At 44.0% G+C, this 26,328-nt stretch carries 25 protein-coding genes and 1 pseudogene; 1 reads left to right on the top strand and 25 read right to left on the bottom strand.

Annotated elements, in window-relative coordinates; genetic code table 11:
• Positions 1–13 precede the first annotated feature (13 nt).
• Positions 14–314 (bottom strand): annotated as a pseudogene (locus ACOQOZ_RS21980) (cupin domain-containing protein).
• On the opposite strand from ACOQOZ_RS21980, the gene ACOQOZ_RS21975 reads away from it, so the two are divergent.
• On the top strand, positions 246–437 hold the full coding sequence (locus tag ACOQOZ_RS21975) for a hypothetical protein (RefSeq protein ID WP_420592451.1): 192 nt from the start codon (positions 246–248) through the stop codon (positions 435–437). The pseudogene ACOQOZ_RS21980 and the gene ACOQOZ_RS21975 overlap by 69 nt on opposite strands.
• 117 nt (positions 438–554) lie before the next feature.
• Here ACOQOZ_RS21975 and ACOQOZ_RS21970 read toward each other — a convergent pair whose 3' ends face one another.
• The 24 genes from ACOQOZ_RS21970 to gyrA form a co-directional block, all read right to left on the bottom strand.
• Positions 555–944, bottom strand: coding sequence for a sugar phosphate nucleotidyltransferase (locus ACOQOZ_RS21970; protein ID WP_420590293.1), 390 nt, complete (start codon positions 942–944; stop codon positions 555–557).
• A complete protein-coding gene (locus ACOQOZ_RS21965; protein ID WP_420590292.1) occupies positions 941–1,450 on the bottom strand; it encodes a GDP-mannose mannosyl hydrolase in 510 nt (169 codons plus the stop codon). The genes ACOQOZ_RS21970 and ACOQOZ_RS21965 overlap by 4 nt, the downstream gene beginning before the upstream one ends.
• Complete coding sequence (gene fcl / locus ACOQOZ_RS21960) at positions 1,443–2,408, bottom strand: GDP-L-fucose synthase (RefSeq protein WP_420590291.1); 966 nt, start codon at positions 2,406–2,408, stop codon at positions 1,443–1,445. Before fcl ends, ACOQOZ_RS21965 begins: the two co-directional genes overlap by 8 nt.
• 6 nt (positions 2,409–2,414) lie before the next feature.
• On the bottom strand, positions 2,415–3,533 hold the full coding sequence (gene gmd / locus ACOQOZ_RS21955; protein ID WP_420590290.1) for a GDP-mannose 4,6-dehydratase: 1,119 nt from the start codon (positions 3,531–3,533) through the stop codon (positions 2,415–2,417).
• Between the two features lie 3 nt (positions 3,534–3,536).
• Positions 3,537–4,616 carry a hypothetical protein gene (locus ACOQOZ_RS21950; RefSeq protein ID WP_420590289.1) on the bottom strand — a complete coding sequence of 360 codons (1,080 nt, stop codon included), beginning with the start codon at positions 4,614–4,616 and terminating at the stop codon, positions 3,537–3,539.
• On the bottom strand, positions 4,616–5,431 hold the full coding sequence (locus tag ACOQOZ_RS21945) for a glycosyltransferase (RefSeq protein WP_420590288.1): 816 nt from the start codon (positions 5,429–5,431) through the stop codon (positions 4,616–4,618). Before ACOQOZ_RS21945 ends, ACOQOZ_RS21950 begins: the two co-directional genes overlap by 1 nt.
• A complete protein-coding gene (locus tag ACOQOZ_RS21940; RefSeq protein ID WP_420590287.1) occupies positions 5,424–6,470 on the bottom strand; it encodes a hypothetical protein in 1,047 nt (348 codons plus the stop codon). The genes ACOQOZ_RS21945 and ACOQOZ_RS21940 overlap by 8 nt, the downstream gene beginning before the upstream one ends.
• Entirely contained in the window at positions 6,467–7,495 is a 1,029-nt protein-coding gene (locus tag ACOQOZ_RS21935; RefSeq protein WP_420590286.1) for a glycosyltransferase, read from the bottom strand. The genes ACOQOZ_RS21940 and ACOQOZ_RS21935 overlap by 4 nt, the downstream gene beginning before the upstream one ends.
• 1 nt (position 7,496) lies before the next feature.
• Positions 7,497–8,483 (bottom strand): NAD-dependent epimerase/dehydratase family protein, encoded by a 987-nt coding sequence (locus ACOQOZ_RS21930; RefSeq protein ID WP_420590285.1) that lies wholly within the window; start codon positions 8,481–8,483, stop codon positions 7,497–7,499.
• Positions 8,480–9,787 carry a DUF7411 family protein gene (locus ACOQOZ_RS21925; protein ID WP_420590284.1) on the bottom strand — a complete coding sequence of 436 codons (1,308 nt, stop codon included), beginning with the start codon at positions 9,785–9,787 and terminating at the stop codon, positions 8,480–8,482. Before ACOQOZ_RS21925 ends, ACOQOZ_RS21930 begins: the two co-directional genes overlap by 4 nt.
• Entirely contained in the window at positions 9,787–10,521 is a 735-nt protein-coding gene (locus ACOQOZ_RS21920) for a hypothetical protein (protein WP_420590283.1), read from the bottom strand. The genes ACOQOZ_RS21925 and ACOQOZ_RS21920 overlap by 1 nt, the downstream gene beginning before the upstream one ends.
• 375 nt (positions 10,522–10,896) lie before the next feature.
• Entirely contained in the window at positions 10,897–11,511 is a 615-nt protein-coding gene (locus ACOQOZ_RS21915; RefSeq protein ID WP_420590282.1) for a hypothetical protein, read from the bottom strand.
• A gap of 368 nt (positions 11,512–11,879) precedes the next feature.
• Positions 11,880–12,380: a transcription termination/antitermination NusG family protein gene (locus ACOQOZ_RS21910; protein ID WP_420590281.1), complete on the bottom strand. Its 501-nt coding sequence runs from the start codon at positions 12,378–12,380 to the stop codon at positions 11,880–11,882.
• Between the two features lie 2 nt (positions 12,381–12,382).
• Positions 12,383–13,087, bottom strand: a complete 705-nt coding sequence (gene pyrF / locus ACOQOZ_RS21905; protein WP_420590280.1) for an orotidine-5'-phosphate decarboxylase — start codon at positions 13,085–13,087, stop codon at positions 12,383–12,385.
• Positions 13,084–14,262: a tetratricopeptide repeat protein gene (locus ACOQOZ_RS21900; protein ID WP_420590279.1), complete on the bottom strand. Its 1,179-nt coding sequence runs from the start codon at positions 14,260–14,262 to the stop codon at positions 13,084–13,086. The genes pyrF and ACOQOZ_RS21900 overlap by 4 nt, the downstream gene beginning before the upstream one ends.
• A 2-nt stretch (positions 14,263–14,264) precedes the next feature.
• Positions 14,265–14,546 carry a LapA family protein gene (locus ACOQOZ_RS21895; RefSeq protein WP_420590278.1) on the bottom strand — a complete coding sequence of 94 codons (282 nt, stop codon included), beginning with the start codon at positions 14,544–14,546 and terminating at the stop codon, positions 14,265–14,267.
• A 15-nt stretch (positions 14,547–14,561) separates the two neighbouring features.
• Complete coding sequence (ihfB, locus tag ACOQOZ_RS21890) at positions 14,562–14,858, bottom strand: integration host factor subunit beta (protein ID WP_420590277.1); 297 nt, start codon at positions 14,856–14,858, stop codon at positions 14,562–14,564.
• 206 nt (positions 14,859–15,064) lie between these two features.
• Complete coding sequence (gene rpsA / locus ACOQOZ_RS21885; protein ID WP_420592446.1) at positions 15,065–16,741, bottom strand: 30S ribosomal protein S1; 1,677 nt, start codon at positions 16,739–16,741, stop codon at positions 15,065–15,067.
• A gap of 234 nt (positions 16,742–16,975) precedes the next feature.
• Positions 16,976–17,665, bottom strand: a complete 690-nt coding sequence (gene cmk, locus ACOQOZ_RS21880) for a (d)CMP kinase (protein ID WP_420590276.1) — start codon at positions 17,663–17,665, stop codon at positions 16,976–16,978.
• Positions 17,666–17,667: 2 nt separating this feature from the next.
• Positions 17,668–19,947 carry a bifunctional prephenate dehydrogenase/3-phosphoshikimate 1-carboxyvinyltransferase gene (locus ACOQOZ_RS21875; RefSeq protein ID WP_420592445.1) on the bottom strand — a complete coding sequence of 760 codons (2,280 nt, stop codon included), beginning with the start codon at positions 19,945–19,947 and terminating at the stop codon, positions 17,668–17,670.
• A gap of 2 nt (positions 19,948–19,949) precedes the next feature.
• The gene (gene hisC / locus ACOQOZ_RS21870) at positions 19,950–21,089 is read right to left on the bottom strand and encodes a histidinol-phosphate transaminase (RefSeq protein WP_420590275.1); all 1,140 of its coding nucleotides are present in this window, start codon (positions 21,087–21,089) and stop codon (positions 19,950–19,952) included.
• A 3-nt stretch (positions 21,090–21,092) separates the two neighbouring features.
• On the bottom strand, positions 21,093–22,205 hold the full coding sequence (gene pheA / locus ACOQOZ_RS21865) for a prephenate dehydratase (protein WP_420590274.1): 1,113 nt from the start codon (positions 22,203–22,205) through the stop codon (positions 21,093–21,095).
• A 285-nt stretch (positions 22,206–22,490) separates the two neighbouring features.
• Positions 22,491–23,573, bottom strand: a complete 1,083-nt coding sequence (serC, locus tag ACOQOZ_RS21860; protein WP_420590273.1) for a 3-phosphoserine/phosphohydroxythreonine transaminase — start codon at positions 23,571–23,573, stop codon at positions 22,491–22,493.
• Between the two features lie 82 nt (positions 23,574–23,655).
• Positions 23,656–26,292, bottom strand: a complete 2,637-nt coding sequence (gene gyrA / locus ACOQOZ_RS21855) for a DNA gyrase subunit A (RefSeq protein WP_420590272.1) — start codon at positions 26,290–26,292, stop codon at positions 23,656–23,658.
• Positions 26,293–26,328 lie beyond the last annotated feature (36 nt).

Here is a 26,328-nt window from a genome sequence, read left to right as displayed (position 1 = left end):
AAAATAATGGTGATTATGCCCCAGCGTATTTGTCTTTTAAACGAACGATATCATCTTCACCTAAATATGAGCCCGACTGAACTTCTATTATCTCCAAAGGAATGACCCCTAGGCTTTCCAGAGCATACACCTGCTCAATCGGAATATAAGTAGATTCATTTTCTGCGACCAGGTAAGTTTCTTCATCATGAGTCACACTTGTTGCTCCAGACACTACAATCCAGTGTTCTGCTCTGGTGATGCATTTGTACCGACAACTTTCCCCCAGGATTAACCGTAATGCGTTTGACCTGGTAACGCTCGCCATTGTCAATGGAGTCGTACTTACCCCAATGACGATACACTTCACGATGATTATGATGTTCCGTTCTACGCTGTTTTTTGATATCTGCGACGATATCTTTAATATTCTGGACTTTACCTTTATCTACAATTAATACGCATCGGGAGTATCAACAACAAGGTTTTCCACCCACCAATGTCGTAACTAAACGCTTTTCAGAAAAACAAAACTATTTTTTGTATCTTTTAAAACAGTATGATTCTTAACGTTTTTACCCAGCAGAGCGTTGCCGTCTTCGCATTTTTCTGCGATTTCCCATAATGCAGCCCAGCACCAACATCACAGGAGTTTCTTCAGTGTTAGCGTTTAGCAAATGCAATGCCGCCAAAGCAATCGCGGGAGCGGTATTACGACCAACAGGCTCTAACAAAATATCTGCATCGGACTTCTGCTGCCGCATTTGCTCAGCTACCAAAAAGCGATGTTCTTCATTAGTAATAACAATGGGCTTACCGGAGCTTAAGCCATCCAGTCTCGCGGCTGTTTGCTGTAACATTGTGAGATTGTTTCCCAATGCCAGAAACTGCTTAGGAAAAGCTGTTCGTGACATAGGCCATAAACGTGTGCCTGATCCGCCAGCCATAATGACAGGAATAATCATAAAAAACCTTTGTCCTTCTGAAAGTACCATTTACTGTGTATATGTACTTCTGGATTCGTTAACAACTCGGCTTCGCTCTGCCAGCAATAATCATTATGCTGCTGCTCTGGCAATGACATATCAGCAGAATCAACCACTATTTCAAAACCATTTACAACGTAGTGTGTGGAAACAAGCTTGCCTGCTTCGGTAAAAATACTGTCGTCATAAAAATGTTCGTATAAACCGAGATAGGTAGCACTACATATCTCCGACTCAATTCCTATTTCGTCTTTGGTTAGACGTGTGAAAGCAGATTCAAGAGATTCATTTTTACGAATACGCCCGCCAGGAACGAACCAATATCCCTGAGCAGGCCGGTTGTTACGCCGACCTAATAACACATGTCCATTCTGATCTCGTACGACCAGATCGATGGAAACCAAAGGGGCCGCATCAACGATAGCTTCAAAGGTTTCAGCAGGTAAAAAGTCGTGAACAACCCTCCCCCCGGATACATCAGCCACGGAAGTTATCCTGGTTATTTAGGAACCACTTATAAGTCATAGACAAACCATCTTTTAAACTGATGCTATATTGCCAGCCCAGCTCTTTTAAAGTAGAAACATCCATTAACTTGCGGGGTGCGCCATCCGGCTTAGTACTGTCGAATACCACCTCTCCCTCAAAACCTACAACCTCAGCCATAGTCAATGCTAATTCCGCAATGGTACAGTCTACTCCGGTACCAACATTGATGTGAGATAACATGTCTTCGGTGCAGTTTTTATATACCTCATCGCTGGCATTCATGACAAAGATACTGGCAGCTGCCATATCATCGACATGTAAAAACTCTCGCATCGGTTTACCAGAACCCCATACCACCACTTCTTTATCACTATTCAACTTTGCTTCATGGAAGCGACGCATCAATGCCGGGATAACATGTGAGTTTTCTGGATGAAAATTATCATTTTCACCATATAGGTTCGTAGGCATCACACTCCGGTAATTGCGACTATACTGACGGTTATAGGATTCACACAACTTGATGCCAGCAATTTTAGCAATTGCATAGGGCTCATTGGTTGGCTCAAGAGTCCCCGTTAATAAAGCACTTTCCTTCATTGGCTGTTCAGCCAATTTTGGATAAATACAGGAAGATCCCAAGAACAATAAATCATTCACACCAGCCTGATGGGCTGCATGCACAATATTGCATTCCATCATCAGGTTTTCGTAAATAAACTCAGCTGGGTAGGTATTATTTGCAACAATACCCCCCACCTTTGCTGCTGCCAGGTACACTTCATCAATATTTTGTTGCTGAAAGAAATTGTGAACCTGTTGTTGATCCAGGAGATTAAGCTCGGAGCGGTCACGGGTAATCACTTCAACATCACGGCCAGAAGCACGTAACTGGCGAACAATCGCCGAACCGACCATACCCTTATGACCAGCAACAAAGATGCGTACTGTCATAACTATTTAGCCTTCCAGAGATACATTTACGTCATAACCATGCTCTTTTAACAGAGCGTGCTGTTTAGCCTTAGCCAGGTCAGCCTGTACCATCTCAGCGCACATTTCTTCAACGGTAATCTCTGGCGTCCAACCCAGTTTTTCTTTGGCTTTAGTTGGGTCGCCTAACAGAGTCTCTACTTCTGCAGGACGGAAGTATTTGGGATCAACACGCACGATAACATCACCAGCAGAGACTCCCGTACAGGTATCACCGGTAATCTTAGTGATGGTCGCTTTCTCTTCTACGCCTTCACCGGAAAATTCCAGCTCAATGCCTAGTTCTTTGGCAGACAAACGCACAAAATCGCGTACAGAAATTTGCTTGCCGGTGGCGATTACAAAATCTTCGGGATTATCTTGTTGCAGCATCATCCACTGCATACGCACGTAATCTTTGGCGTGGCCCCAGTCACGTAAGGCATCCATATTACCGAGATATAAGCACTTTTCGACGCCCTGGGAGATATTAGCCAATGCGCGAGTAATCTTGCGGGTAACGAAGGTTTCACCACGGCGTGGAGATTCGTGATTAAACAGAATGCCGTTACAGGCGTACATCCCATAAGATTCACGGTAGTTAACCGCAATCCAATAGGCGTACATCTTAGCAACGGCATACGGAGAACGTGGATGGAATGGAGTAGTTTCCTTTTGAGGAATTTCCTGAACCTCACCGTACAATTCTGAGGTAGAAGCTTGATAGAAACGAGTCTTCTTCTCCATACCCAAGAAGCGAATCGCTTCCAACAGACGCAGAGTACCAATTGCGTCGACGTCTGCCGTGTACTCTGGAGACTCGAAAGAAACGGCTACATGAGACTGCGCACCAAGATTGTATACTTCATCAGGCTGAACTTCCTTTAAAATACGGGTTAGATTGGAGGTGTCTGTCAGATCTCCGTAATGCATAAAGAAGTTAACATTTGACTCGTGGCGATCTTGATAAATATGATCGACACGCTCCGTGTTAAAAGAAGATGCACGACGTTTGATTCCATGAACTTCATAGCCCTTCTCCAACAAAAACTCAGCCAGGTAAGAACCATCCTGACCAGTAACCCCTGTGATAAGTGCGCGCTTCATATGTCAATTAACTCCTTTAAAGCTCTTATTCAAATAATTTGAGATTGAAAAAATAGCAAGCATCCCGACAATCATAACCAGAGAAACTTCAAGATAATACTTATATTCAACCAGAAAAACCTTCGTACATATAAAAACCAGAAGATAAGCAAGACTAGCAAGAACAACAACGAAGTTAGTTGAATCCGTATAATTGCCGTAGTATGAGTATATGGCAAAAAAAAGTTTCGCCATATATATACCTGCAAAAAGAGCCACCTGCCAAAAACCCAGTAGATACAAGTAAGCTAATAGCAAAGCAACAAATATTATCGAAAAATAAAAAAAACTAGTTCTGAGATCAACTCCTCTACTATGAAACACATTCAATGCGACATTAATAGGAAACATTAAAGCGGCATAAAATTTTTCAGAAAAGTCGAGAAACACAAGCTCCTCACCAGATAGATATGCCAGATCATATCTAGTACCAAAATAGACTAATAAAACACCATTTAGAAAAAAAAGGAACTTAGGAACTAACTCTAAAGAGATACCATAGACTTTACTATTTAAAAAGGATCTAAGATGGAATGCAGAAAACAAGTAGGCCACTACAAATATCAAAAAATAGAAATATTTAAAATTCCAAAAAGCCATCATGAAAACCAAGACCTGCGCCAGCACGCAAATAAATATTGCTGCTAGTGAGATGGGAACTACAACCCCATTCGCTCTGCATATTGAGTCTACGGTATTAACAACGACAACCGAAAAAGAAAATATGAATATAAGAAAGAACAATACTAAAGACTCATCACCGGTAAATACAGCCACAACACTTTCGTAATATATATAAGTTGTGCAATAGCTCGCAAGTAGACACAAAGCAATACTAATATAAAAAGAAGGCCTCTTCTTTTTAACAGAAGCAATAACAGATAAACCAAAATCAGCGATTAGTATCGCCTGTAGAGGTAGAATCATCAGTATCGACTCTGCACTACCAAAGCCGTACAGAGCTCCCACAAATATTGACAATAAAGTTAGCCAACCAAACTTCGTTAGGGTATATATAACTCTAATAGAGTAATCTCTGAACACTAGAAAAACCGTTTCCGTAACTTAAAAACAATACGATGAATTGGGTAAAAAACGTTATATAGCATACTAAAGTTCACATGCCCGGCAGGCTCGCAATTAAAAGCTACATAGCGAAGCAACAAATACCAGTCGTACAGTCGACCAAAGCTAGTAAACAATAATGGGTGAGCTTCCCATAGCTGAAAACGCCCTTTCAGAACATTAGCCAAATTACGCGATATTCCATCATCAGATTTACTGTAAAATACATCTGCATTATAAACATGAAAAAAAAATCCATTTTCTAGCGCCCTAATCCACATATCCCAATCTTTACAAGAAGCTAGCTTTTTACTTTGCCCCCCTAGGCTAACATAGTCCTCTCTATTAAAAATCACGCCACTCTGAGCACCAAAAGTATTTTTCCTTAGCTTGCCAGAATAACTAGAAATAGAGCTAGTACGCTTAATAACTCGTCCTCCTGATATTGCTATACTTCTTGGAAGTAATATCTGTTTAGATTGAATACCGTCAAGTTCTTTTTCAAAACGCTTAACATCATCGATCGTGATAAAATCATCTGAGTCAATCAACATGATCTTATTTGTATCTACTATATCTATACCTTTATCTGTAGCCAGCGCCTGACCTACATTCCTTTCAAGATATATAATATCAGCGCTTTTTTTTATGTCTGATAAAACTCCCTTGGGATCTTCAAAAGGACCATCAACTACTACAATACATTTGATATTATAGCTTACTAAACCAAGGCATAGCTTATTAACTTCATCAAAGCGCCCGACTGTTGGAATAATTGCTGTCAAATCAAGCATTACAATTCCTCTTTCTACATATAATCAAAGCCAATGGAAACCAACTCAACCCTATAGTTGAGGATATAGACAACAGAAAAATCCCCAAATACTTAAAATAAAATCTTATTATAAAGATAAAGAACAAAAAACCCACTCCTCCTATGGAGTATATAATATTAGAAAGAGCTGAAGTTGACCCCAAACTGTCTTCCCGAAACCGGCCAGGGTAATCGAGTGAAAAATTTACCATCATACTTTTATATTCGGACATTCCTATAGGATTTTTAGTGAACGAATAATATATCTGACCCACATCGTAAATCCTTACCTGCTCTGAGCGATGAAAGTATTCTATAAAAACCATGAAAAGATCAGGGAACAATAGAAAGCACGCACCAAACGTAAACAATATAAAAAAAGAAGCCAAGTTTCCCAAAAAGAACAGTTTCTCTTTAGTGAAAAACAATAAACTTAGCTCTACAGCTACTGGAATTAACAGCAATAATAAGGCCAAATCACTTCCAAGTATGAAAGTCACAATAGAAGTTATAGCATACATTACCCTAAGCTTATAGTCTCCAAACCAAACAATTGCCGCATATATAGCAATCAACTGTATATAATACATACTTGGCTCTGGCGCAAATTGCGAATAATACTCATAATTTGAGTTCCGCAAAGATAGAGTTTCTCTGACCTCTCCCCAAAAATTCAAGTCTACATAGTGTATCAATGCTCCAACTAACGTAATAGAAAAATAAACCCACAAAGCTCTGGACAGTATTGCAAAGTCTACTCTACGGAAAACTTCAAATGTAACGACATATCCAATTATTGACACCAATACCTTTATTGTTAATTCATCAAAGAAAAGAATTGAGTAAAACAATAAAAATGTTAGCAACAGCATTGGCACAAATAACACCCGATCTGAAGATACAAAAAAGCAAATAGCACCGACAACAATAAATAAAGGCTGAATATCAGATACAAGGATTCCAGGGATAAAAGGAAACAAAAATGTCAGTATAAATATAAATCGCAAAAACGCCATCAAAGAAGAACATCCCAGCTATTAAATCTGATATCGTTCAAATATTTTAAATAATTATAAATCCTATCCTTAAGCTGTTCGCGCTCAACTTTTGAAGAATACTTGCTTCGTAGTAAATTCAAGCAATCAACATAAGCCTCTGGGCCTGAGTCAAACGGAACAATCATATCCTTATCAATTTTACTTAGTATATCGCTCGGACCATGTGGCGCATCTCTTGCTACAACCAAACATCCATTAGCTAAAGCCTCGATGATAACTAACCCATACCCCTCATAGTTTGATGTAAATAACAAAGCACTTCCTGCTAAATAAGGCTGATCCAGCCAACCAGGAAAATCTATATTTAAAGTGGAAGCTTTCTGCTTTATTTTATTTGTAAGATGGCCCTCTCCAATCATAGATAATTTAAGCCCAGTATCCGTTCGACTAAATTCTCGAAACACGTCAACTGCAAAGATTGGGTCTTTCTGATGGCTGATACGCCCAACAAAGGACAACCTTGATATATCATTAAAAGCTCTTATTTTATAATCGTCCAATACATTAGGGGAGAATGAAACAGCATTATAATTTGACAACTTATAACCTCTGACCTCATCAGCCAAAGACTCAGACACACAATATACCTTAAAGCGATAGGTACAAATAGCAACCAAACTTTTGAGAATAATTCTTTTAAATTGCTTTAGCTCATTATTTCCTTCAAGCGTGCAGTGCAGCTGATAAACAGCGTTAACTCTAAAAGGTATAAGCAACATACAAAGCAACGGAAATACACCATTGATAACAAACAAGGTCTGTCTTCTATTCTTATACCACTTTAATACTGAAAAATATATTTCAGTGAGTGACAAAGTTTCACAAGAGTTGCAAATGTAAGGATTATTATCCCCCCCCCCTTTTTGCACATATGCAGATACAGTTACCGAAAAATTACGTGAAAAGTAGTCCATAAGTTTCTGATTAGAAACCTCCATTCCACCGTAGTACCTCTTAGGCAAAACAAAAGTAACGTTATCGATCATCTTATACTTTCCGCTCTTTAACCCAAAGATAAACATCACCAATTACTTGTCGTATATCATCCATCGTGATTTTGGCTACAAGTCTGCTTTCACCTGCCGCCACTGATCTACCAATATCTCCTTCTGGTTTAGTCAGATCAAAATCCAAAACATACTTACCATCTGTTTTCGATAACAATATTTCAGCCACCTCTCTTATTGATGTACAAAATTCTGGGCCAACTTGGTTCCTTTTTTGGATTTTCTCCAAGCTTAAAGTATTCAAAATTGACTCAACAGCTAATTGAACTGGAACCAATGCCCTTCCCTGCTTACCACTCCCCCAAACCGTCAAAACCTTAGGCTCATCATCAGGTAAAGACAACAACCTATTAACAATGCTTGGCAACATTTGTGATCTCTCACTCCAAAAATCACACGGAGTTCCAATTAAATTATGAAAATATATTACACCTACATTATCTGCCTCATCATACAAATTAAATAAAGCAAGCTCACCAAATAATTTTGCCCAGCCATATGTACTTTCTGGATTAGCTGGAAATAAATCTTTTGAGATAGAAACTTTCGCATCCAAGCTCCTCTGACTTGCTTGATTGAATACACATGCAGTTGAGGCATACAATACTTTACTAGCATCAATCATCTTGGAAAGCTTAAATGCTGCAATATCTATACTTGTATTTTCTTCCAATATCGAAAACTGATTATTAAAAACATATCCAATACCTGCAACAACATCGGCCAGATGAACAAAATATATATCTCCATGCTTACTTAAAAGCTTATCAACATTATCCTTAGAAATCTCTCGAACATCCTCTTCTATTAAATCGTATTTATTCTCTCCCCAGAGATTAATTGCATAATCTTTCATTCCGCGAATGTTAGAATCAATGACAGTAATACTATCAAAGCGAGAAAAGCTAGCATTGACTAGATTCGAACCCAACATCCCAAGACCACCAGTCACGACCAAATGTTTCATATATCATCTCCCATCAAAACATCATCCAAAGATACATTATACTTGTCTGCCCAAATACAAACTCCACAAAGCAATTGCGCCCAACCTGGATAAGTTTTTGCAAGCCTATAATTTAGAGACACAAATTTCGACCTATACTTATAGACCGATAGCAGTGCGTATATACTTTCACTATCCCGCTGAAAAATTGAATCCATTCCTTGCTTTCCTCCGGGAAAACCTTCGTAGTCCAAGTACTTATTTAGATACTTCCTGAGGTATTCTTTATTTCGGCCCGGAGTAAATTTTTCGGCCAATTCCAATCTAGATAAGTATGTTGCAATATCTTTATCACAAAAAGGGAGGAAGACCTGCCCGCTCCCTTCGTAAGAAAAAGTTTTAGTATATATTTGAAAATTATCTAGAAAACGCCCTCTGGTATTAACCTTGTAGTCCTCTATACATTTATCAGAAAATCTGTTATCTACATAATTCCAATATTTTTCGTATTCAGAAGTCATATAACTATTTAGACCACGCACTTCTGAAGAAACCGGAAAGTAATTGTAAGTAAATATCAATGATGCAGGCCTTGCCAGAAACCGAAAACGAGCAGGAAGGAACTTATGCAAATATTTGAGTTTATTGCCAACTAAACGCTTTAAGTAATATTTAATCATATCGTTTCTAGAGGGAATATGGCCTGAATATAGATCATTTCCTGAGCCATCAAAAATGATACTCGACCACTTTTCTGCTGCTTTCTGGGCAACAATGTAGTTAGGTGCACTCAAGTCGCCACAAAAGTAAGTCATTGAAGAATATGCATCTACCGCCCCCTCCCAATCAACATCAATGACTTCCATTTCATAGCCCAAGCTATCAGAAAGAGCCTTTGCCCTTTCATACTCATCGGGATTATTCAAAAAGAAAAGTTTAACCTTTACGTCTGACCTCAACCTACTTAACAATAGAGCAATTGCTGTTGAGTCTTTCCCACCGCTATATAGTATTGAAACTTTGGATTCAACAGGCACATTGACCTTGAAATATTCGTAAAATATCTCTTCAAAGCGTGACATATTGAATTTGCAACCACTTTTTGAAGACTTCGGAAATAAATCAGAATAGGAATAATCAACTTTCATTTCATCAAACGGTGCTATTGATTTAACACCATCAATTAGAGAATATGGTGGCGGAACGAATCCATTCAATAACAAATGAGTAAAGCCCAGCTTACTATACCGAGAGTGCGGAAGAAATTTTGGCAAAGCCTCCTCAACCCCATCTGTGTAAACGGGTAAGTAATTACTATTTCTCATTATAGCCTTCTTATAAAAAACAACTTTAGAAATGAAGAAATACAGTATTTAGCCACAGCTAATGGGACTCCTGAACCGTGCCTTCTAATCTTCTTTTCCATACTCAATAGATTCTTAAGAGGCGACAACAAACTATTATTAGAAATACCACCTGCAGCCATAACAAAAGATTGATCATTGGTATACTTCATCTTTAACTTATCAGTATCTAAAGTATAAAACCAAGCAGAGTCAGCTCCAACATTACCGCCTACAGCGAAGTCTCTCATCCTACTAGAGAGCAAAACATCTCTTTTGTACACGCTTCCAAAATGTGGAGGTAAAACCACCCCTGCTTTAACAAAAAAGCCCGGTGGCCATAATCGTACTCTCGATTCTCCAACAATTCTAATTCTCTCGAAATATATATCTGGCTCAGAAGCTAAGGACTTGAAGCGAGAAAGAAAGTCATTATCAACTAACAAGTCATCAGCACCTTGGAGAAAATAGAAATCGTATTTATATTTATCAATACACTTATCTATTCCGTCAAATAGCCCCTCATCAGTTTCATGATTTACAAAAATAGAATCGCAAAGCCCCTCAAGATGAGAATATTCACCTAAAGGATCTTGAATAATAATTTTATCAAATCTAACCTTCTGCTTAAGCAAAGCTTTAACAGCGTCTACAATCCGGTCGTCTCTAAAAACCGGCAAGATAGCGCAGACAGTAGCGCCACTCAGTCCACCCATAAGTTCACCCTCACCTCTAAAAATCGTTCCACAGCGCTTCCAGCAACAAAGCACTAAGACTTATTCTTAACTAAAAAACCAATACAATTATACTTTATATCAATCACTACCAAACAAGTCACGAGCATAAACTCTACCAAAGACATAGCTAATTTCTTCGCACGGGCGATTCGCTCCAATAACATCCGATACCTCTAAATCAGTGATCGTTCGGAAATGAAAAAGCTTGCCTCCTTCCAGTACCGGCTCGCACACCCAACCTCGACACCTATAGTCTTAATCAGTTTTATCACACCTTGGATTGTGGATGCACGGTAGTTATCCGAACCACTCTTCATCACTAAACTGTAAGTACTCAGTACTTTCAGGCTACGCTTAAGAGCCAAGCCCATAATAAGGACTTTTCGTTTGGTATTGGGATCTATAATAGCGCGCTACATTGTCATCACTGTCGTCGAAATTAACCAATAACTGTTTGGTGCCTTTCGGCAAACAATGATCACCAGTTATAGGATCTAACCTCATACATTCAATACTCTGCTTCGCGTTCAGTCCATGGATTTCAGTGCAACTCTCCAGCTCATTAAAATACCTCACTCGCATCGTCAGATAAGTATTGGAAAATAATTTAACAACTTCGGCTTCCGTACTGTTAGTAAACAGAATATCAATATTTGATTTTACTACACCTTCGGCTAGTAGGTTTACAGAAATCCATGCTCGCTCGCTTCGTGAGCCAACATTAATCCGGGACGGGTTTATCCAATCAAATGAGACCCCTCCCTTCCGCAGAAATTCTGGCGAGAACATCAACCATTCACAGTTTAGCTCTTCCCTAATACGCCATGTATACCCAACCGGTACTATGGAGTTAATAACCATTACTGCCTGTGGGTTAATAGTCATTACATCTTTGAATACCGCCCCAACTGACGGAGTAATGAAGTAGTTCGTTTCTACGTAGTAATCCGCTGGGGTCGCAATCACCACATAATCACCACATAATCACCACATAATCACCACATAATCAGCATTTTGATAAGCATCCCGCTTGTCCAGAGTTACCGCAAAGTTCAACTCTCTACAGGCCAAGAAATCGTTCATTTTCCAAATAGACTATCGGTGATTACTTGCTGCTCAGCAACCCAGCCTTTTCTGCGAGCAGGTCAACTACTACCACTTCAATATGCCGTGCAAGCAACATTGATTTAAAAGACTGACATAGCCGGTTTCGGCACTTGCTATTTTCATTTCATTAAAGGCGAAGAGCAACCAGTAGTTCAACAGACACGCTACCGCCCTAAGGTTCGTCGCGAACTTTCCCTGTTGTCGCATCAGAATTTACATTGTCATAAACCTTATGCAGAGAGCTGCGTCAGCTCTACTGCAAGTTCCTGTTGCTGATTAAGCAAATTCAATAAAACAATGGCGCGTTTTTCACCATCGTATTCTTTAAACATCGCAAGATAGTCTTTAAATGGACCAGAGCTAATGCGAACATTTTGATTTTCTTTAAATACTTCTGCAGAAGCGTCGCAAAAACATTTGCTCTTCAAGCTTTCAATCAACTCTTCATGCACTACGACGGGCTCAATACCAAAGCGCAATAATGAGCGAGCGCCTGGCGTGGAGCGGACTTTGTTTAATAGTGGGGAACTACTACTGGTCTTAAGAAATAAGTAACCAGGAAACATCACATTCTGTTTTATTGTTAATGCACCAGAGCGTATTTTTTCTAGTTGTATATATGGAAGGAAAACCTCTCCCCCCTGCTCATGCAAATGCTGAAGTGCGCGCTCTTCCTGGCGTGGCTTAGTTAATACCACATACCAGTTTTCTTGTGCTTCCGTGCCAGACACAATCAAATACCAGTACTTAAACTTTCCAGAATATCATTACAGGCCAACGCAGGATCAGATGCCTGAGTAATGGGTCTGCCAATAACCATATAATTTACTCCAACAGCCAATGCTTGCTGCGGAGTTAATACCCGGCGCTGATCGCCTTGCTCTGAGCCTGCAGGGCGAATTCCAGGAGTCACCGTCAAAAACTCAGGGCTGCAATTATTGCGAATTAACTCGACTTCCTGCGCAGAACAAACAACACCATCTAAACCTGAATTCTGAGTTAGCAAGGCCAAACGGCGCACTTGCTCTTGTGGATCCAGATTCAAACCAATTCCAGCTAGATCATTCTGCTCCATCGAAGTCAGAACAGTCACACCAATCAACAAAGGCTGATGCGATTTTTTATCCAATTCGTTACGGGCAGCTTCCATCATACGACGACCACCTGACGCATGGACGTTTACCATCCAAACGCCAAGATCAGCTGCAACACCAACGGCTTTGGCGCAGGTATTTGGAATATCATGGAACTTAAGATCCAGAAATACGTCGAAGCCCAAAGCGTGTAATTTTTCTAAAATTACCGGACCAGAAGCAGTATACAGCTCTTTACCAACTTTCACGCGACACTGAGTCGGATCAAGTTGCTGAGCCATGTTTATCGCTAAATCCTGATTCGGGTAATCCAGTGCTACTACAACTGGTGACAAAGTAGTCATATATCCAATTTCACTTTTTGAGCCGTTGGTACAAAAGAGGTAACCGTTGCCCAGTTTTTACAACTCGGGCAGCGCCAATGAGGCTCTTTTGCTTTAAATCCACAATTCTTACAAATGAACTTAGGTTCATCTTCAACAATGCGCCGCAGAATATCATAGAGTATTAACAACTGCGACTTATCGAGCTGCTGTTTGTGACGCACAACCATTTCTACAAGAGAGAAAAAACCTGAGTTAGAAGGTTGGTTTTGTAGCTCCTGAAGAAGAGAGCCAATGGCCATTTCTGGCCCCTGCTCTTCAGCCAGACAATCTATTTTTGCCACCAATGCGGGAACGTAATGAGTTTCTTTCCAGTGCCTGGATAAATGATTCAATAAACCACTGGCATCACCGACATGCTTAAAAGAATCGACCAAGGGATCAAGAATGGATATCAACGCCTGAGGATCAATTTCCACCGCACGCAAATAACAACGAATAGCCTCATGATATTCTTTCTGACCAAAAGCCATATTCCCAGACACAACAAAGGCCCTGGCACAGGCATTGTCGATTTTTAACGCTGCACGAGACAGTTTTTGCGCTTCCAGAAAGTCACCGGCAGCGACGGCAGATTCTGCCAATTCACAAACGGCATGAGACACTCTTCTGGCTAACCCGGGAGAAATATGAATTTTTTTATTCAGATATAGGTCGTATATTTCCTGCCACTCACCTTCCTCCTCATACAACTCCACCAAATGAGAGGAAGCTTTTTCCCTAACACGCCCTTTTGCATCCAATAGCTCGGTGAAAAGGCGTTCAGCACGATCCAGCAAACCGGCATAAGAAAAATCGATCGCAAGCTCTAATTCAAGAGTTTGTAAAGTTGATTTTGAAAGATCAGTGCGGGCAAATAAAGACTGATGCAAATGGATCGCTCGGTCGACCTCTCCCTTTTCACGCAAGGTTTTGCCAAGCTTTAAAAACAGATCGATAGAATCATCATCAAGACTGGAAACATTTAAAAGGCGCTCAAGCGAAACATCACCCGCCTGCGCCAACAAATCTTCGACACTTGGCATCCAGTCTTCGGGCGTAGACTTCTTTACCTGCTTGGCAAAACGGTACCCCAATGTCCAGCCAATGGCGATACCCAATAAAAGCAGCACATAAACCAGTGCAGAATCCATCATATTCAGGATACCCGATCGAGACGCCGCTTGGTTTCTTCTAACTCTTTATGCAACTTACGTAATTTCATTTTCTGCGAAGCATTGGTTACACCAGTAATCAACCAGGCCAACAAGGCTCCTGCAGAAAAGAACAGCCCTAACCACAGAGCCATAGGCATAGCGACCTGCAAGCCCGCTAAGAAGTTGATGCTGATCGTGTCACTATTGTGCGCAGCGAAAGCCAATGTATAAGCCAACACCGCAAGAAACACTGCAATGCTCAGCACTAACTTAATCTGTTTCATGTTACTTCCTGCAGATTAATGCTCTTCAATCAGGCTATCGTTAACCTGATCCCTGAGTTCCTTACCCGGCTTGAAGTGTGGAACAAACTTTCCTTTCAGATCCACCGTCTCCCCTGTCTTCGGATTACGCCCAACACGAGGAGCACGATAATGCAGTGAGAAACTACCAAAACCACGAATCTCAATCCGCTCACCAGACGACAACGTCTGCGACATATGGTCAAGCAGGGTTTTTACCGCCAGCTCTACATCCTTAGATGATAACTGCGGCTGCCTGGATACAATTTTTTCGATCAGTTCAGATTTTGTCACCGTCATTCCCTCCTTGAGAACGTGCTTTTGTTTGTAGCATGACAATAAACCTAACTAAATCATGCAGTTAGGCGATTTTATTTGCAACCCCAGATGAACATTATTTAAACAATTGCGAAAATTAGACCACTTTCCAGCCCCGCTAAACGAAAAAACCCGCCAGAAGGCGGGTTTTTCTTAAGCTGATTTCTCAGAACAACGAACAATTACTTGTTCAGCTGCTCCTTGATCAGGTCACCAATAGTGGTAGGACCAGCTACTTCAGCATCAGCTTTAGCGCGCTGCTCTTTCAGAGCTGCTTTGTCAGCTGCATCGTCTTTAGCCTTAACAGACAGAGCTAAAGTACGGTTCTTACGATCAACAACAGTGATAACTGCTTCAACTTCGTCGCCTTCATTCAGAACGTTACGCGCGTCTTCAACACGGTCACGGCTGATGTCAGAAGCTTTCAGTACTGCTTCAACACCTTCAGCCAGCTCAACAGTAGCGGCTTTAGCGTCTACAGCAACAACTTTACCAGTTACCAGAGCACCTTTGTCGTTCTCAGCAACGAACTCGGAGAATGGATCGCTTTCCAGCTGCTTAACACCCAGAGAGATACGCTCACGCTCTGGATCGATAGACAGGATAACAGTTTCCAGCTCATCGCCTTTCTTGTAGTTACGAACAGCGTCTTCGCCGTTGTCGTTCCAAGAAATGTCAGACAGGTGAACCAGACCGTCGATACCACCGTCCAGACCAATGAAGATACCGAAGTCAGTGATAGACTTGATCTTACCGCTGATCTTGTCGCCTTTGTTGAACTTAGTACCAAACTCTTCCCATGGGTTCATGGTGCACTGCTTGATACCCAGAGAAATACGACGACGCTCTTCGTCGATATCCAGAACCATCACTTCTACTTCGTCGCCCAGTTGAACAACTTTGCTTGGGTGAATGTTCTTGTTAGTCCAATCCATTTCAGAAACGTGAACCAGACCTTCAACACCTTCTTCCAGCTCAGCGAAACAGCCGTAGTCAGTCAGGTTAGTAACGCGCGCTTTAACACGTGCGTTTTCTGGGTAACGCTCATTGATGTTAACCCATGGATCATCACCCAGTTGCTTCAGACCCAGAGATACGCGGTTGCGCTCACGGTCGAACTTCAGAACTTTAACGTCGATCTCGTCACCAACAGCAACGATTTCGCTTGGGTGCTTGATACGCTTCCAAGCCATGTCAGTGATGTGCAGCAGGCCGTCAACACCACCCAGATCTACGAATGCACCGTAGTCGGTCAGGTTCTTAACGATACCCTTAACAGACTGACCTTCTTGCAGGTTAGCCAGCAGCTCTTCACGCTCTTGAGAGTTAGCAGCTTCCAGAACAGCACGACGAGAAACAACAACGTTGTTACGCTTGGCGTCCAGCTTGATAACTTTGAATTCCAGCTCTTTGCCTTCCAGGTGCAGAGTGTCGCGTACCGGACGTACGTCAACCAGAGAACCAGGCAGGAATGCACGGATGTTTTTCAGGTCAACAGTGAAACCACCTTTAACCTTACCATTGATGATACCGGTAACCAGCTCATCAGCTTCGAAAGCTTTTTCCAGTTCTTTCCAGCTTTCAGCACGCTTAGCTTTTTCACGAGACAGTTTGGTCTCACCGAAGCCGTCTTCAACTGCTTCCAGGGAAACCTGAGTTTCGTCGCCGATAGCAACTTCTAACTCGCCTTTTTCGTTCAGGAACTGGCTGCGAGGGATAACCGCTTCAGACTTCAGGCCAGAGTTTACTGTTACCCAGTCGCTGTCGATATCAACAACAGTACCAGTAACAATAGAACCAGGCTGCATATCCAGTTCTTTTAAGGATTCTTCAAATAGTTCAGCAAAGCTTTCGCTCATGGTCATGATATATACCTATCTCGTTACGCGTGCTTCAAACTTGACCTTTGTTGATTAACGGTCAGGAAGCCGAAGTTAACGCTTGCCGGATAGCCAGTTATCCGGGGTTAGTTTATTTTCAAAACAAAACACTGTTGAGCCAGTCTTCAGCGATGTTTGCGCTTGTGACTGCACGGCCCACTGGCCAGTGTTTTATTTCAATCTCAGAGTACGCTGCTCTGTATACACACCTACTCAGGCCAATCCGGCTTTATTCACCAGATCCAGTACCTGATTGCAGACTTCTTCAATGGTCATAGAAGTACTGTCAATAACAGTGGCATCGTCGGCAGGCTTCAGGGGAGCCACAGCACGGTTGCTGTCTCGCTCATCCCGGGCACGTATGTCTTCGATAAGGGCGGGCAAACTAGCATCAAAGCCCTTTTCAGTCAACTGTTTATAACGGCGTTGGCCGCGCTCTTCGGCACTGGCAGTCAGAAAGACTTTTACCTGCGCCTGAGGAAATACTACGGTGCCCATATCCCGGCCGTCAGCAATCACGCCTGGCAGAGTCTGAAAGTCGCGCTGGCGCTGTAATAGTGCCGTGCGAACTTCAGGCAATGCTGCCACCTGAGAAGCCAGACTACCCACCTCTTCGGTACGAATCTGGTCAGTCACATCATCGCCTTCCAGAATCACTTTGACGCCCACCGGAGTCGGCTCGAAGCGCACATCCAGATTAGCAGCCACATCAGCAACGGCCGGCTCATCATCAAGCGCCAGCCCTTTACGATCAGATGCCAGGCCGGTAATACGATACAAAGCCCCACTGTCTAACAACTGCCAGTTCAATTCCTGAGCCAGGCGAGCACAGACGGTACCTTTACCGGCACCGGATGGACCATCAACTGTGATTACCGGAGCATCTGGATTAGCAACAGCCATAATTACACCTCTTCCACAGTCAGATTCATGCCAGCGCCATTAGCCAGCTCAACAAAGTTCGGGAAAGACGTTGCAACATTGGCACAATCCAGAATATTGATCGGCGCTTCGCTACCACGCAGAGAGGCAACGGCAAAGCTCATGGCAATACGGTGATCATGATGCGTAACGATCTCTCCACCACCAAAGCTGCCATCAGAGCCGAAGCCCTGGATGATTGCGCCGTCTTCAGTGCCTTTTGCATCAACGCCCAACGTGACCAGACCATCGACCATGGCCTGAATACGGTCGCTCTCTTTAACGCGTAATTCTTCTGCACCAGTCAGAACGGTTTCACCTTCGGCACAGGCAGCTGCAATAAACAGCGCCGGGAATTCATCAATCGCCAGCGGCACCTGATCTTCCGGAATATGAATCCCTTTCAGCTGAGCACTCTGAATGCGGACATCCGCCACCGGCTCGCCGCCCACTTCGCGTTCGTTCAATACTTCCAGATTGCCACCCATGGCTTTCAGAATATTGATCACACCGATACGGGTTGGGTTAATACCCACGTGCTCCAGAGTAATATCGGAACCCGGCATAATGCTCGCCGCGACCATAAAAAAAGCAGCAGAAGAAATATCAGACGGCACATCGATATTAGTCGCGGTTAGTTCACCACCAGACTTCAGAGTAACCTTATTACCCTCAACCTGAACGTCGTAGCCGAAGCCTTTCAACATACGTTCTGTGTGGTCACGGGTTGGTGCCGGTTCAGTCACAGAGGTTTCACCCTCGGCATACAAACCAGCCAACAGCACGCAACTTTTTACCTGAGCACTGGCCATTGGCAGATCGTAATGAATGCCTTTCAGAGAAGAGCCACCTTTAATCACCTCACTGCCTTTAATAACAAGAGGCGGACGGCCATTTTCAGCGGTTTCTACAATAGCGCCCATCTCTTTTAACGGGTTCGCCACGCGACCCATTGGACGCTTAGATAGAGACTCATCACCACTCATTTCAACATCAAACTTCTGGCCAGCCATCAGACCAGACAACAAACGAATCGTGGTGCCCGAGTTACCAACATATAACGCATTGGGTGGTGCCTGCAGACCATGTAAACCAACACCGTGAATAGTTACGCGACCACGATGCGGCCCCTCAATAACCACACCCATATCACGGAATGCCTGCAACGTTGCCAGAGCATCCTCCCCTTCGAGAAAGCCGGTCACTTCGGTTGTGCCGTTCGCCAGCGAGCCCAGCATAATTGAGCGGTGAGAAATGGATTTATCCCCCGGCACTCGGAAGCTGCCGGATAACGCCTTGCCCGGAAGGGCACGGTAAGTAATAGATGTCGCTTTCATAGGTTCCACATAGGCCCTGCGGGCGAGTATTTTTGAGAAGTGGTCACGCGCAACTTTGGCCCGGGTCAGAACCCCCATCACCTGAGTGGTATCGTCTTCCTCGATAGCCTGGCGCAAGAATTTGAGATCGTGCTGAAATAAATCCAGCGTTTTTAAAATCTGGTCTTTATTGGCAGAAAATATATCCCGCCACATTACCGGGCTACTGGCTGCAATGCGGGTAAAGTCGCGAAAGCCGCCGGCCGCGTAATTAAAGATTTCTTTATTTTCATGACTGTTCGCCAGCGTGTCCGTCAGCGAATAAGCCAATAAATGAGGCAGGTGACTGGTCGCAGCCAGCACCTCATCATGGTGCTCCACTGCCATATATTCCACATCGGCACCCACCGCACACCAGGCATTACGCACTAACGCCAGGGCCTGATGAGACGTATGATTTTCCGGTGTAATAATAACTTTGTGGTTGAGATACAGATATTCATCCGCAGCAGTCACACCACTGCGTTCGGAGCCTGCAATCGGATGGCCAAGGACAAAACGATTAAAATCAGCACCAAAGATTTTCGAGGCTGAAGCAGCCACCGAACCTTTAACCGAACCTACGTCGGTTAACACGGTATTTTCACCAATAACCGGAGCAATGGATTCCAGCACCGAATCAATCGCCAAAATAGGCACAGAGACAATCACCAGATCAGCACCACGCACAACCTGCTGGATATCCTCATCGTAGGAATCAATGATGCCGTGCTCTTGCGCCAACTGCATGGAGTCCAGGTTACGGTCATAGCCCGAGACCTGCTGCACGCAACCGCGCATACGCAGGCCCTTAACCCAGGAACAACCAATCAACCCCAGGCCAATCACCGCAATTTTGTTAATGCAAAAGCCTGGATTGACCTTTGTTACTGAACCGGTAATCGACACACTCAAGCGTTCACCTGCTCGGCTTTCACCTGAGCTAACACTTTTTCTAATGCAGCAACAAAGGCCTGGTTTTCTTTTGCAATACCAATAGAAACGCGCAGATATTCCGGCATTTCGTAATTGGCCACCGGGCGAATAATAACCCCTTCTCGCAGAAGGCCATCGTTCACCGCCATCGCATCAACACCGACTGGCATTTTCACGCTGATAAAGTTACCAACCGAAGGAATAAAATCCAGACCCAAACGGTTAAACTCACCTTCAAGATAAGCCATGCCGTTGTTATTTACCGCAATGCTTTCAGCAACGTAGTCTTCATCCAATACAGCTGCTTTTGCAGCGGCTAATGCAAACGAATTCACGTTAAACGGCGGACGCACACGGTTTAATAAATCGGCAATTTCCGGACTGGATACACCATAACCCACGCGCATCGATGCCAGGCCGTAGGCCTTTGAGAAAGTGCGAGTGACAACCAGGTTTGGATACCGGCTTAACAGTTCAATGCCGTTCGGATAGTCAGCTTCATCTACGTACTCGAAGTACGCTTCGTCCAACAACACCAGAACACGCTTTGGCACTTTATCCAAGAACGCAATCAGCTCGCCTTTTGTAATCCAGGTACCGGTAGGGTTATTTGGATTGGTCACAAACACGATACGGGTTTTATCGTTAATGGCAGCCAGCATGGCATCCAGATCGTGAGCAAAATTATTAGCTGGAGCAGCAATGGTTTCTGCCCCCACCATTTTTGCTACCAAACCGTAGATCGCAAACGCATGCTGAGAAACAACAATATTGTCGCCGTCATTCACAAACACACGAGTGATAAAATCTAAAATATCGGACGAACCATTACCCAGCGTGATTTGCTCTGGCTGAATATTCAGTTTTTCACACAGAACTTTTTTAAGTTCAAATCCTGCACCATCCGGGTAACGGGTTAATTCTTCCAACTCACCCTGAATTGCCGCCAGCGCTTTAGGGCTTGGACCGACCGGGCTTTCGTTACTGGCCAGTTTAACAATGTCTTTCTCGTTTAAACCCAGCTCGCGCGCCAGCTCATCAATTGGCTTACCTGGCTGATACGGGCGCAAACTCTGAACACCTTCAACCGCCTGACTTTTGTAATCTGTAGTCATAATTTAAAGCACCGCTTTTGGGTAAGAACCCAGACATTTAAAATCAACAGAGATATTGCGCAGATTTTCCAGCACTGGTGCGATATGCGCGTCGTCTGCATGGCCTTCAAAATCAATAAAGAATACGTAATTCCAGGTACCAGATTCAGAAGGACGACTCTCAATACGAGTCATGCTGATGCCCGCCTGATGGAACGGCTCCAGCACCTGATATAAAGCACCTGGCTGATTGCGGCTGGACACCAGAATTGAGGTTTTGTCTTCGCCAGAAGCCATGGTTTTTTGCGGACCAATAATCAGGAAACGCGTGGTGTTATCCGGACGATCTTCGATCTTGGCATTTTTCATCACCAGATCGTACAACTCCGCCGCGGCCTCTGAAGCAATAGCAGCTGCAGCTGGCTCTTGTGCTGCGCGCTTAGCCGCTTCGGCATTTGAGCTCACCGGAATACGCTCTACGTTCGGATAATTCTGATCCAACCATAAACGACACTGACCCAGTGACTGGGCGTGAGAATAAATCTTTTTAATCTCACTTTCTGTTTCGCTTTCTTTGACCAGCAAATGATGGTGAATGCGCAGAGCAACTTCGCCGCAGATATTCAGATTGGAATGAACAAAGGTATCCAGCGTATGAGTTACGACACCTTCAGTCGAATTCTCCACCGGAACAACGCCGTAGTTCGCATTACCGCTTTCTACTTCACGAAACACATCAGCAATAGAAACCTGACCAGTACACTGAACAGCATGACCAAAGTGCTTCACTGCCGCTTGCTGAGTAAAGGTACCTTCCGGGCCTAAATACGCCACGTTTAAAGGCTCTTCTAACGCCAGGCACTGAGACATAATCTCGCGGAATAAACGTGCCATTGACTCATCAGCCAGCGGGCCTTCATTACGATCCATGACTTTACGCAAGACCTGAGCTTCACGCTCAGGACGGTAAAACACCACATGCTCACCAGGAGCGGCGTATTTTTGTTTTACCTCTGCGACTTCCTGAGCACAGCGTGCGCGCTCATTAATCAGCTTATGGATTTCTTTATCCAGGCTATCGATTTTATTACGTAAAACCTCAAGTTCCTGCTGTTCACCCAAGACGGTTTCGCTCATGCCGCTTCCAATCCCATCCAGGCAGAGGAAGATGGTCTGTTTTTCATAGCAGCAACATGGATGTTGCGTGCTCATCAAAGGATGCAGGGACGCTCCTTGTGATGAGTGCGGCCGAATAACAGCCCACCTTTCTCGCCAATATTTATCTGATTATTCGCCACCAGCCATATAATTCTTCAGCCGCCGGATCAGTGTCACGTCCATGTGCCTTGATCCTAACGCGACATCCTGTCGCTGCTTTTGAAGAACAATATGACTAGGAGCTAAAATTTCTTTAATTTAAATCTATGAATTTTTAGCCGCAAACTCAGCCATAAATTCAATTAACGCATCCACGCCAGCTTCCGGCACTGCGTTATAAATACTTGCGCGCATACCACCAACACTGCGGTGACCTGCCAGATTTAACAAACCTGCCGCTTCGCTTTCTGCCAGGAAGGTTTTATCCAGCGCATCATCTTTCAGCGTGAAAGGTACATTCATGATCGAGCGATTGTTTTTAGCAACCGGGTTAGCATAAAAACCACTGCCATCGATATAATCGTACAACTTCTGAGCTTTGCGCTGATTAACTTCAGCCATAGCAGCAACGCCACCCTGCTCTTTTAACCACTCAAACACCAGACCAGCCAGGTACCAGCTATAGCTTGGTGGTGTGTTGTACATAGAGCCATTGTCAGCAGCAACCTTGTAATTAAACATGGTTGGTGTGCCTTCAATTGTTTCGCCTAATAAATCTTCGCGAATAATAACGACACACAGACCAGCAGGGCCGATGTTTTTCTGAGCGCCGGCGTAAATCATACCGAACTTAGAAACATCTACTTCTTCCGAAAGAATGGCCGAAGAAAAATCCGCCACCAGCGGCACATCGCCAGTTTCCGGAATATAATCGAACTTCACGCCACCAATGGTTTCGTTCGGGCAGTAATGAACGTAAGCCGCATCAGCGGATAAATTCAGCTCATCCTGGGTTGGCGCAGAAGAAAAACCATTGTCTTCGGTCGTCGCTGCAATATTGACGTCGCAATAACGTTTGGCTTCAGCAATCGCTTTTTTAGACCATTGACCGGTATTAATGTAGTCAGCTTTCGACTTGCCGCGTAGCAGGTTCATCGGAATCATCGCGAACTGACTGCTGGCACCGCCCTGCATAAACAGAACTTTGTAGTTATCCGGAATCTGCATTAAGTCGCGCAGATCCTGCTCGGCTTTTTCAGCAACAGAAACAAACTCTTTGCTACGGTGGCTCATTTCCATAATGGACAGGCCCTTGCCATGCCAGTCTGCCATTTCCTGCTGAGCGCGTTCTAAAACTGCTGTTGGCAAAGCCGCCGGGCCTGCACAAAAATTAAATGCTCGGGTCATATGCTCGATCTACAAATAGTTTGTTTGTATAAATTTTTTCACAAGAAGAAAACACCCGCTGTTGCGGGTGTTTTTCGGATGCTTACTCAGCGACTGGCGCATCGCCTTCAGCATCGCCATTGCTTTCAATATCAGGAGTATTTTCTACACCCTCTGCATTTTCAGCATCCAGATTTTCTTCATCTTCGTCAGCATCACAAATACGCTCAACACCCACCAGCTTCTCTTTTTCAGACACTTTAATCAGAGTCACACCCTGAGTATTACGGCCCAATTGAGAAACCTCATTAACGCGGGTACGAACCAATGTGCCCTGGTCAGAAACCAGCATCACTTCGTCGTTTTCGAATACCTGAACAGCACCCACCAGAGAACCATTACGCTCGCTGGTTACCATAGCGATAACACCCTGAGTGCCACGGCCTTTGGTTGGGAATTCAGTTACCGCAGTACGCTTACCGAAACCACGCTCAGAAGCCGTCAGAATGGTGCCGCCTTCTTCCGGAATAATCAGAGAGATTACATTCTGATCATCGGCAAGCTTGATACCACGAACACCACGTGCGGTACGACCCATTGGACGAACCGCTTCTTCGCTGAAACGTACTGCCTTACCAGCATCTGACATCATCAGAATGTCTTTCGAGCCATCAGTAATGGCAACGCCAACAAGGTGATCACCATCATCCAGTTCACAGGCAATCAGGCCTGTAGAACGTGGACGTGAGAACTGATCCAGAGAGGTTTTCTTAACCGTGCCTTTAGAAGTCGCCATAAATACATAACGATCAGCGCTGTATTCATCCACCGGCAGAATTGCGGTAATTCGCTCGCCTTCTTCGGATAAATTCAACACGTTAACAATCGGACGACCTTTGGCGTTACGGCCCGCTTGCGGAATATCGTAAACGGTTAACCAATAGACTTTACCGGCATCGGTGAAACACAACACGGTATCGTGGCTGTTCACCACCAATAAATGCTCAACAAAATCTTCGTCTTTCACCGAAGTCGCCGACTTACCTTTACCACCGCGACGCTGCGCCTGGTAGGTATCCATCGGTTGAGTTTTGGCGTAACCACCGTGAGACAGAGTCAGAACCAGATCTTCTTCCGGAATCAGATCCGCCATGGTCAGATCACGTTTTTGCGCGATAATTTCAGTACGACGGTCATCGCCGTATTCTTCACGAATCGCTTCTAATTCTTCACGAATAACCTGCATCAAACGCTCAGCGCTACCCAGGATTTCCAGATACTCAGCAATTTCCGCTAATTTAACCTGATATTCTTCGATCAGTTTTTCGTGCTCAAGGCCGGTCAGTTTTTGCAGACGCAAATCCAGAATCGCCTGAGCCTGAACCGGAGATAAGTAATAACGACCGTCACGGAAACCATACTGCTCTGGCAGGTCATCCGGACGACAGGCATCTTCACCGGCACGCTCCAGCATGTCAGACACATCACCCGGCTCCCAGGCGGTGTTGATCAATGCTTCTTTTGCTTCGGCAGCCGTTGGAGAGCGTTTGATCAGTTCGATTACCGGATCGATATTCGCCAGCGCTAATGCCAGACCTTCGAGAATATGACCACGCTCACGGGCTTTACGCAGTTCGAAAATGGTACGACGAGTCACCACTTCACGACGGTGTTTAACAAAGGCATCCAGCAGCTCTTTAAGGTTCAGCGTACGTGGCTGACCATCCACCAGTGCAACGGTGTTAATACCAAAGACCGTTTGCAGCTGGGTTTGTGCAAACAGATTGTTCAGAACCACTTCCGGCATTTCGCCACGACGCAATTCCACAACGATACGCATACCGTCTTTATCGGATTCATCACGCAGCTCGGTAATGCCTTCGATTTTTTTGTCTTTGACCAGCTCGGCGATTTTCTCAATTAGACGAGCTTTATTCACCTGGTAAGGAATTTCGGTGAAAATGATCGAAACTTTGTCGTTCTTTTCGTTTTCTTCGAAGTGGTGCTTGGCACGCATATAGATACGGCCACGACCGGTACGGTACGCATCAACAATACCGTCACGACCATTAATGAATGCACCGGTTGGGAAATCCGGGCCCGGGATATATTCCATCAGGCCATCAACATCCAGATCCGGATTGTCGATCAGCGCCAGCGTACCGTTCAGTACTTCGGTGATGTTATGAGGAGGAATATTGGTTGCCATACCAACAGCAATACCAGAAGAACCGTTTACCAGCAGGTTCGGAATACGGGTCGGCAGTACTTCCGGAATCTGCTCAGTACCATCGTAGTTTGGCACCCAATCAACGGTTTCTTTTTCAATATCACCCAGCATGCTATGGCTGATTTTCGCCATACGTACTTCGGTATAACGCATCGCCGCCGCAGAGTCGCCGTCGATCGAACCAAAGTTACCCTGACCATCCACCATCATATAACGCATGGAGAAGTCCTGAGCCATACGCACGATGGTGTCGTATACCGCAGAGTCACCGTGAGGGTGGTATTTACCGATTACGTCACCCACCACACGGGCGGATTTTTTGTACGGCTTATTCCAGTCATTGCCCAGTACGTTCATGGCATGTAACACACGACGGTGTACCGGTTTTAAACCGTCACGCACGTCTGGTAATGCACGGCCAACAATTACGCTCATGGCATAATCAAGGTACGACTGCTGCAGCTCGTCCTCAATGTTAATTGGCAGTACTTCTTTGGCTAACTCACCCATAGATATCCGACCTGTTCCTTTTTAAAGGGTTAACGC

The organism is Bacterioplanoides sp. (assembly GCF_965219715.1).
In the GTDB taxonomy this organism is placed as follows: Bacteria; Pseudomonadota; Gammaproteobacteria; order Pseudomonadales; family Oceanobacteraceae; genus Bacterioplanoides.
This window is presented reverse-complemented; position numbering and strand designations above follow the sequence as displayed.